Here is a 9,155-nt window from a genome sequence, read left to right as displayed (position 1 = left end):
TGGGTCCAGCGGGGGTGGTCCACCGTCGGATTGACGTTGGCATAGAAGCCATACTCCTCCGGCGCCAGCCCTTGCCAGGTGGTATGCGGCTGTTCCGCCACCAGGCTGATGCGCACGATGGACTTGATGCTCTTGAAGCCATACTTCCACGGCACCACCAACCTTAGCGGTGCGCCGTTCTGGTTGGCCAATTCACGGCCATACATGCCCACCGCCAGGATCGCCAGTGGATTCATCGCTTCATCCAGGCGCAGCCCTTCCACATAGGGCCAGTCGATCAGGGCGAAACCGGAACGTTGACCCGGCATATGCTGCGGATCCTGCAGGGTTTCGAAGCGGATATAGCGCGCCTTCGAAGTCGGCTCCACCTGCTTGAGCACCTCGGCCAACGGAAACCCCAACCACGGGATGACCATCGACCAGGCTTCGACGCAGCGCAGCCGGTAGATGCGCTCCTCGAGCTGATAAGGCTTGATGAAATCTTCCAGTGCATAGCGACCGGGCTTGGCCACTTCACCATCGACCACCAGACTCCACGGCTCGGTCTTGAGGCTGCCGGCATTGGCCGCCGGGTCGCCCTTGTCAGGCCCGAACTCATAGAAGTTGTTGTAGTGGGTGGCATCCTTGAATGGCGTGATCGCCTCGCCGCTGACCGTTACCGCCTGCCAGCGGGCACTGGCCAGCTTGTCGCCGAACCAGCCTGGGGCGCTCCCTGCCTCGACATCGGCGTAGCGGGACATCTCTGCCCCCAGGCTCAAGCGTGGCAATCCGCCCAGGGCGATACCCGCCAGGCCAGCGCCCAGCAACGTGCGACGAGAGAGGTAGAGATGTTCGGGGGTGATCTCCGATGCTTTGCAGTCGGACGATCGGGGAAGCTTGATGAGCATGGCGGCTCCACAGTACGGGTCACTGATGTACACGTAAGACTATGGAGCCGGCAGGTTATTCCGCGATTAAATCCTTGTCAGGATTTGCGACGGCGCGCCCGCAACAGGAACTGGATCGGCCCCGAGGCAGCATAGGCCAGGAAGATCAGCAGCAGGATGCGTGGTGGATCGCTGAACACCACGGCGAACACCAGCACCACCGCGAGGATCGCGACGAAAGGCACGCGCCCCTTGAGGTCGAGCTCCTTGAAGCTGTTGTACTTGATGTTGCTGACCATCAGCATGCCGGCGGCGGCGACCAGCAACGCCACCAGGAACGACAGCTTCGAACCCTGGATGCCGTAGTCGCTGAAAGCCCACACGGTACCGGCCACCACGCCGGCCGCGGCCGGGCTGGCCAAGCCGATGAAGTAGCGTTTGTCGGCCGTGCCGACCTGGGTGTTGAAGCGCGCCAGGCGCAGTGCCGCACCAGCTACATAGATGAACGCGACCATCCAGCCGACCTTGCCCATGTCACCCAGCGCCCAGCCGAAGGCCAGCAAGGCCGGGGCCACGCCGAAGGCGACCATGTCCGACAGCGAGTCGTACTCGGCGCCGAATGCGCTTTGCGTGTTGGTCATGCGTGCTACGCGACCATCGAGACCATCGAGGACCATGGCGACGAAGATGGCGATGGCGGCGAAGGCGAAATACTTGCTCGCCTCGCGCGGGTCACCGGCGCTCAGGGCGCTCTGCGCGCTCATCGAGCTGATGATGGAATAGAAGCCGGCGAACAGGTTCGCGGTGGTGAACAGGTTGGGCAGCAGATAGATACCGCGGTGACGCACCTTGCGCCCTTCGGCATCGTGACCTTCCTCAACGTGCTCATCGACAGGTAGCAGGCTTTCGGCGTCGGAGGGCTTGTTCGGCTCTTCGGGACGTTCGCTCATGAAAAGTACCTTGCAACAGGGTGGAATATGTTCGACATGGGCTCGGGACAACGGTTCTGATAGCGAGCCACTGGTCGCTTTATACCAGAAGCTGACCGCGCAAACGAAAAAACGCGGCCGAAGCCGCGTTTTTCATTTATCGACGCAAGACTCAGTTCTTGGTCTTGTCGACGATCTTGTTGGCCGAGATCCACGGCATCATCGAGCGCAGTTGCTCGCCGATGATCTCGATGCCGTGGGCGGCGTTGTTGCGACGCTTGGCGGTCATCGAAGGATAGTTGGTAGCGCCTTCGCTGATGAACATCTTCGCGTACTCGCCGTCCTGGATGCGCTTCAGAGCATTGCGCATGGCCTTGCGGGATTCTTCGTTGATAACTTCAGGGCCGGTGACGTACTCACCGTACTCGGCGTTGTTGGAGATCGAGTAGTTCATGTTGGCGATACCGCCTTCGTACATGAGGTCGACGATCAGCTTCAGCTCGTGCAAGCACTCGAAGTAGGCCATCTCTGGGGCGTAGCCCGCCTCGACCAGGGTTTCGAAACCGGCCTTGACCAGCTCGACGGTACCGCCGCACAGAACAGCCTGCTCGCCGAACAGGTCGGTTTCAGTCTCGTCCTTGAAGGTGGTTTCGATGATGCCGGTGCGGCCGCCACCGACGCCAGCGGCGTAGGACAGGGCGACGTTCTTGGCGTTGCCCGAGGCGTCCTGGTAGATGGCGATCAGGTCAGGGATACCGCCACCCTTGACGAACTCGGAACGTACGGTGTGGCCCGGGGCCTTCGGCGCGATCATGATCACGTCGAGGTCGGCGCGCGGCACGACCTGGTTGTAGTGGATCGAGAAACCGTGGGAGAAGGCCAGGGTGGCGCCTTTCTTGATGTTCGGCTCGATTTCATTCTTGTACAGCTGGCCCTGGAATTCGTCCGGGGTCAGGATCATGACCAGGTCGGCGGCGGCGACGGCGCTGGCGACGTCGGCGACTTTCAGGCCATGGGCCTCTGCCTTGGCAACGGTGGCCGAACCTTTACGCAGACCGACGGTGACGTCCACACCGGAGTCCTTCAGGTTGCACGCCTGGGCGTGACCTTGGGAGCCGTAGCCGATGATGGCGACTTTCTTGCCCTGGATGATGGAAAGGTCGCAGTCTTTATCGTAGAAAACTTTCATGAAACACCCCTGTTATATCTCGGCCCCAGTGGAGCCATCGCTAATTTTTGAAGTTAGATGCTGAGCACTTTGTCGCCACGGGCAATGCCGGTGACTCCACTGCGCACGGTTTCGAGAATCGATGCGGTACCGATGGCCTGAATGAAGCTGTCCAGTTTGTCGCTGGTGCCGCTCAGTTGCACGGTGTACACGCTGGCGGTCACATCGACGATCTGGCCACGGAAAATATCCGTGGTGCGCTTGATTTCGGCGCGCTGAGCACCGGTGGCCTTGACCTTGACCAACATCAGTTCACGCTCGATGTGAGCGCTTTCCGACAGGTCGACAAGCTTGACCACTTCGACCAGCTTGTTCAGGTTCTTGGTGATCTGCTCGATCACCTCGTCATGGCCAACGGTGGTCAGCGTCAGACGCGACAGGGTCGGGTCTTCGGTCGGTGCCACGGTCAGGCTTTCAATGTTGTAGTTGCGCTGGGAGAACAGGCCGACCACGCGAGACAAGGCACCGGGTTCGTTTTCCAGCAGCAGGGAAATGATATGCCGCATATCAGGTACGCTCCGTCTTGCTCAGCCACATGTCGCGCATCGAACCGTCCTTGATCTGCATCGGATAGACGTGTTCGGTGCGGTCCACCGCGATATCGATGAACACCAGGCGATCCTTCATCGCGAAGGCTTCCTCGAGCTTGGGCTTGAGGTCCTTCAGGCTGGTGATGCGGATCCCCACATGGCCATAGGCCTCGGCCAGCTTGACGAAGTCCGGCAGCGACTCGACGTAGGAGTGCGAGTGGCGACCGTTGTAGGCCATGTCCTGCCACTGGCGGACCATGCCCAACACGCCGTTGTTCAGGTTAACGATCTTCACCGGCAGGCCGTACTGCATGCAGGTGGACAGCTCCTGGATGTTCATCTGGATGCTGCCTTCACCGGTGACGCAGGCCACATCCTGGTCGGGGAAGTTGAGCTTGATGCCCATGGCCGCCGGGAAACCGAAGCCCATGGTGCCCAGGCCACCGGAGTTGATCCAGCGGTTGGGTTTGTTGAAGCGGTAGTACTGCGCCGCGAACATCTGGTGCTGGCCGACGTCGGAGGTGACAAAGGCATCGCCCTTGGTCACTTCGCACAGGGTCTCGATGACCTGTTGCGGCTTGATGATGTTGCCGTCGCCCTTGTCGTAGGGGAACAGCTCGCCATCACCGCGCCATTCGTCGATCTGCTTCCACCAGGCATCCAGCGCCGCCTTGTCGGGCTGCTCGCCGATTTCCTTGAGGATGGCGAGCATTTCGCTGAGCACGCTCTCGACGGGGCCGACGATCGGCACATCGGCCTTGATCATCTTCGAAATCGACGCAGGGTCGATGTCGATGTGGATGATCTTGGCGTTCGGGCAGAACTTGGCCGGACCATTGACCACGCGGTCGTCGAAGCGCGCGCCAACGGCGAAGATCACATCGGCGTTGTGCATGGCCATGTTGGCGGTATAGCTGCCGTGCATGCCAAGCATGCCGAGGAACTGGCGGTCGGTACCCGGGAAGCCACCGAGGCCCATGAGGGTGTTGGTGACCGGCAGGTTCAGCGACTTGGCGATTTCGGTGAGGGCTTCGGAGCCACCGCCGAGGATCACCCCGCCACCGGCGTAGACGATCGGGCGCTTGGCCGCCAGGAGCATTTCGGCTGCCTTGCGGATCTGCCCGGAGTGGCCGCGCAGGGCCGGGCTGTACGAGCGCAGTTTGACCTTTTTCGGGTAGATGTACTCGAATTTCTCGGCCGGGTTGGTCATATCTTTTGGAATGTCGACCACCACCGGACCGGGACGGCCGGATTGCGCCAGATAGAAGGCTTTTTTCAGGACTTCAGGAATTTCCGAGGCATGCTTGACCATGAAGCTGTGCTTCACGATCGGCCGCGAGATACCGATCATGTCGGTTTCCTGGAAGGCATCGGTGCCGACCATGGTGCTGGGCACCTGGCCAGACAGGATGACCATCGGGATGGAATCCATGTAAGCGGTGGCAATGCCGGTGATGGCATTGGTCGCGCCTGGACCGGAAGTCACCAGTACCACGCCGGCCTTGCCGGTGGCACGGGCGTATCCGTCCGCCATATGGGTGGCAGCCTGTTCGTGGCGAACCAGGATGTGCTGGACTTCCGGTTCTTTGAACAAGGCATCGTAAACATGCAGGAGAGCACCGCCAGGGTACCCGTAGATGTGCTTAACGCCTTCGTCGCGCAAAAAGCGGACGACCATTTCAGCGCCGGATAAGAGCTCCACGTTGTTCACCTCTAAAACGCCAGAATACCGCCCTCACTGAGCGGGTCTTATTAGGTTTACTGCCAAGCAGAGCATGAGCGAACGTCAGCACTGACTGAGCAAGTATTGGGAATACCCTGGTGTGTTGCGGGCTTTCCCACCCAGCGCGAGGTAACGCGTTGCGGGGTGTAGCAAGTCGGCGCGGGTGTGCGCCTCATGATCTGCTTAGCGGGTCTGCTTCTGGCAGTCCCTCTACAGCGGAAGCTCGATTCTTGTGATTCGGCGCTCACAAGTCAAGAGAAATTATTGCCAGTTTTTCATCAAGATGAATTCTCACCACCACTAATGCCGTTAGCAGCAGCAGGAACAATAAGATTTCCATAAAAAAGGGCCACAATCTGCGGCCCTTAAAGGAAAAACGGTAGAAATCAGGCGCCAGGCCCGATCAATTGATCAAAAGTTGCGAGCAAGCGCCGTAGCTCGCGGCTTTGTTCCGGACGATCGACGAACACCGTCTCGGCCATCACCAGGATGCCGGAGGCGTTGGGCAGTGGATGGCCATGCTCGAGGATCACCCGCATGCGCGGCAGGAAGATCCATTGCAGCCACTGTTCGAAGCTCAGGCGGTCCACCGCGAACGGCTCGACGCTGGCCAGCGCCTCGGCGCTGGGCGCGGCCTCGCTCCACCAGCCCTGGACCTTGAGTTCCTGCTCGATCAGCAGCAGCTGGTCGGCGATATCGAGGATGCGTTGCTCCATCACAGGTTGACCCGCGCTTTCTGCCGCGCCAGGGCCGCGCCGGCACTGTCACCCTGCTTCTCGCGGGCCTGGGCAATGGTATTCCACAGTTGCGCCTGCAGGTCGGGGCGCCCGTTGGCGTAGGTCAGCGCGCGGCGGGCCAGTTGCTCGGACTGCGCCGCATCGCCCTGGGACAGGCGTACCTGGGCCAGGCGGAACAGCACCTGCGGCTCACGCGGGGCGATGCGCTGGGCCCGCTCCAGGCTGGAGGCGGCACCGTTGAAGTCACCGCTGCCCTGTTGTTGCTGGGCGGTGGTCAGCAGCGCCAGCACTGGGCCGTCGAGCTGCTCGTCGGCAGACAAGCCACCACTGGCGCGCGGAATACCCGTGGGCGCGCTGGTGACCGGCGCCGGCTTGCTCATCGAGGCAATGTCGAAGGGCTCGTCGGCGATCGGGTTGGGGTTGGTGCTGATCGGCCCGCTGCTGACCGGGCCCGGGGTGATCGGGCCGGTGCTGATCGGTGCGGCGCTGCTACCGGCCGGGAACGACTGGATCGGCGCGCCGCCAGTGCCCTGCGGAATCATCACGGTAACACCGGAGTCTTCCGGCAATGCCTGGGCCTGGTTACTGCCGCCGCTGGTCGGGTAGGCCGCGTTGCGCTTGGCCATGACCCGCTCGTTGTCGGAAACCCGGGTGCTCGAATCCACCACCGGAATGTTGCCACGCGGGACACTGGCACAGCCGTGCAGTACGGCCACCGCGGTCAAGGCAGGAATCCACCACTTGTTCACTTCACACCCTCTTCAAAAGCTCGCGCTCAATTCATCCAGCCCTTGACCCAGTCCATCACCGATTCGGCCGGGTTCTGCTCGCCACCACAGGTGGCGCCAGCGGGTGGTTCACTGCCGCGAATATACGGCATCTGCACCGCTCCCGGACAGCTGCCGTCGGAGCCCTGGCCACTGTACGGGTCGATCCAGGCCTGCACCACGTTGTCCGGTTGCGGCATGTCCAGCGGCAGCGGGTCGGCCTTCTTCATGAAGCTGGTCCACACCTGCAGCGCGCCGGTGGCACCGGTGAACGGGGTCTTGCCGTTGTCGTCGCGGCCCAGCCAGACCACCGCCAGCAGATCCTGGCTGAAGCCGGAGAACCAGCTGTCACGCGAGTCGTTGCTGGTGCCGGTCTTGCCGGCCAAGGTCAGCGAGCTTGGCAGTTGGCTGTATACCGAGCGGCCGGTGCCTTCGCGCATCACCCGCTGCATGGCGTTCTGTACCAGGTAGATCGAACCCGGGTCGAAGGTCTGCTGGATCTGGAACGGGTAGCGCTTGAGTGGCTCGCCTTCGGCGGTGAGCACGCTGCGGATACCGCGCATCGGCGTGTTGAAGCCGCCGTTGGCAATGGTCTGGTACATGGTCGCCACCTGCATCGGCGACATGCCACCAGCGCCCAGCAACATCGACGGGAACGCCGGCCACTCGACCTGAACGCCCAGCCGACCGATGGTCTTGATCACGTTGGGCACACCTACTTCCAGACCGAGCTTGGCGGTCGACAGGTTGTAGGAGTTGGCCAAGCCCTGGTACAGGTAGATGGTGCCGTGGGGGCGGCGGTCATAGTTCTGTGGCCGCCAGACCTGGCCATCGGCGCCCTTGACCGAGAACGGCTCGTCCTGCACCCAGGTGGTCAGGGTGAATTTGCTGGGTTGCTCCAGCGCGGTCAGGTACACCGCCGGCTTGACCAGCGAGCCGATCGGCCGCACCGCGTCGATGGCGCGGTTGAAACCGGCATAGCCCGACTGGCGGCTGCCGATCAGCGCCTGCACTTCACCGGTTTCCGGGTTGGTCACGACCATCGCCGACTCCACCTCATCGGCGCCCTTGCGTCCAGCAAGGCGCTTGAAGGTCTCGCTCATGGCGGTTTCGGCCTTCATCTGCAGGATCGGGTCGAAACTGGTGAAGATGCGCAGGCCTTCCTCGGTCAAGTCCTCGTCGCGGTAGTCCTGGCGCAGCTGACGCTTGACCAGGTCAAGGAAGGCCGGGAACGAGCTGTCGGCCAGGCTGCCGCGCTTGGTCACGCCCAGCGGCATTTTCTTCGCCGCGTCGACGACCTCCTGGGGCGCCACGCCTTGCTCGGCGAGCAGGTCGAGCACCAGGTTGCGACGCTGCAGGGCGCGCTCGGGATAACGCCGCGGGTTGTAGTAGGACGGGCCCTTGACCATGCCCACCAGCAAGGCGATCTGGTGCAGCTTGAGCTCCTGCAGCGGCTGGCTGAAGAAGAACTGGCTGGCCAGGCCGAAACCGTGCACCGCGCGCTGGCCGTCCTGGCCGATGAACACTTCGTTGAGGTAGGCCTCGAGGATTTCGCGCTTGTCGTAGTGCATTTCCAGCAGCACCGACATCATCGCCTCGGTCAGCTTGCGGCTGAGGCTGCGCTCATTGGTAAGGAAGAAGTTCTTCACCAACTGCTGGGTCAGAGTACTGCCACCCTGGCGCATGGCGCCGGACGAGGTGTTGACCCAGACGGCACGGGCGATGGACTTGGGCGACACGCCAAAGTGGCTGTAGAAATCGCGGTCCTCAGTGGCGATCAGGGTTTCCACCAGGTACGGCGGCACCTGGTCGATCTTGATCAGAATGCGGTCTTCAAGGTTCTTCGGGTAGATGCCGCCAATCATCAGCGGTTCGAGGCGCACCACATCGAGCTTGCCGCCATTGGCGCCGCTCAGGCCGGCGACGTAGTCGCCGGAGAAACGCACGCGCACGAACTGCGCCGGCTCCATACCTTCATAGAACTGGAAGCCGCGGGTGTTGAGGTCGACGTTGTTGCCATTGACCGACGCGGCGCCCGGGCCGTTGGCCACGCTTTCGCGGCGATAACCCAGGGCATCGAGTTCGGTGAGGAAGTCGTTCTTGCTCAGCTTCTGGCCGACGAACAGCTCCAACGGCCGGGCATACACCTTGGCAGGAATGGTCCAGCGCTTGCCAGAGAACTTTTCCTGGACGGTGGCATCGAGGTAGACCGCGAAACCGGCGATCACCACCAGGCCGACCAGGCTGAGCTTGAGCGCCCAGCCCAGCCAGGCGCGGGAGCGGCCGGACGGGCGTTTTTGAGGAGTGCGGGAATTTCGGGTTCGTGTCATGGCGGCGGATTATACGCACTTTGGAAATGGGGGGCAGGCGCCCCT

At 62.1% G+C, this 9,155-nt stretch carries 8 protein-coding genes (1 of these 8 cut by a window edge); all 8 read right to left on the bottom strand.

Translation table 11 applies throughout. The annotated features are described in order from the left end of the window. A protein-coding gene (gene msrP, locus HU772_RS03705; protein ID WP_186656752.1) for a protein-methionine-sulfoxide reductase catalytic subunit MsrP crosses the window boundary here: on the bottom strand, nucleotides 1-887 show its 5' portion. It extends 127 nt beyond the left edge of the window; the window shows 887 of its 1,014 coding nt (coding positions 1-887); it begins with the start codon at nucleotides 885-887; its stop codon lies beyond the left edge, outside the window. Nucleotides 888-964: 77 nt separating this feature from the next. After that, entirely contained in the window at nucleotides 965-1,816 is an 852-nt protein-coding gene (pssA, locus tag HU772_RS03700) for a CDP-diacylglycerol--serine O-phosphatidyltransferase (protein ID WP_028691215.1), read from the bottom strand. Between the two features lie 151 nt (nucleotides 1,817-1,967). Continuing rightward, nucleotides 1,968-2,984 carry a ketol-acid reductoisomerase gene (gene ilvC, locus HU772_RS03695; protein WP_038706849.1) on the bottom strand — a complete coding sequence of 339 codons (1,017 nt, stop codon included), beginning with the start codon at nucleotides 2,982-2,984 and terminating at the stop codon, nucleotides 1,968-1,970. A gap of 53 nt (nucleotides 2,985-3,037) precedes the next feature. After that, complete coding sequence (ilvN, locus tag HU772_RS03690) at nucleotides 3,038-3,529, bottom strand: acetolactate synthase small subunit (RefSeq protein WP_003250040.1); 492 nt, start codon at nucleotides 3,527-3,529, stop codon at nucleotides 3,038-3,040. 1 nt (nucleotide 3,530) lies between these two features. Next, nucleotides 3,531-5,255 (bottom strand): acetolactate synthase 3 large subunit, encoded by a 1,725-nt coding sequence (locus HU772_RS03685; protein WP_186656754.1) that lies wholly within the window; start codon nucleotides 5,253-5,255, stop codon nucleotides 3,531-3,533. 407 nt (nucleotides 5,256-5,662) lie between these two features. Then, entirely contained in the window at nucleotides 5,663-5,995 is a 333-nt protein-coding gene (locus HU772_RS03680) for a YqcC family protein (protein WP_186656756.1), read from the bottom strand. Beyond that, complete coding sequence (locus HU772_RS03675) at nucleotides 5,992-6,762, bottom strand: tetratricopeptide repeat protein (protein ID WP_186656758.1); 771 nt, start codon at nucleotides 6,760-6,762, stop codon at nucleotides 5,992-5,994. Before HU772_RS03675 ends, HU772_RS03680 begins: the two co-directional genes overlap by 4 nt. A gap of 26 nt (nucleotides 6,763-6,788) precedes the next feature. Continuing rightward, a complete protein-coding gene (gene mrcB / locus HU772_RS03670; RefSeq protein WP_186656760.1) occupies nucleotides 6,789-9,110 on the bottom strand; it encodes a penicillin-binding protein 1B in 2,322 nt (773 codons plus the stop codon). Nucleotides 9,111-9,155: the final 45 nt, after the last annotated feature.

The organism is Pseudomonas xantholysinigenes (assembly GCF_014268885.2).
Taxonomy (GTDB): domain Bacteria; phylum Pseudomonadota; class Gammaproteobacteria; order Pseudomonadales; family Pseudomonadaceae; genus Aquipseudomonas; species Aquipseudomonas xantholysinigenes.
This window is presented reverse-complemented; position numbering and strand designations above follow the sequence as displayed.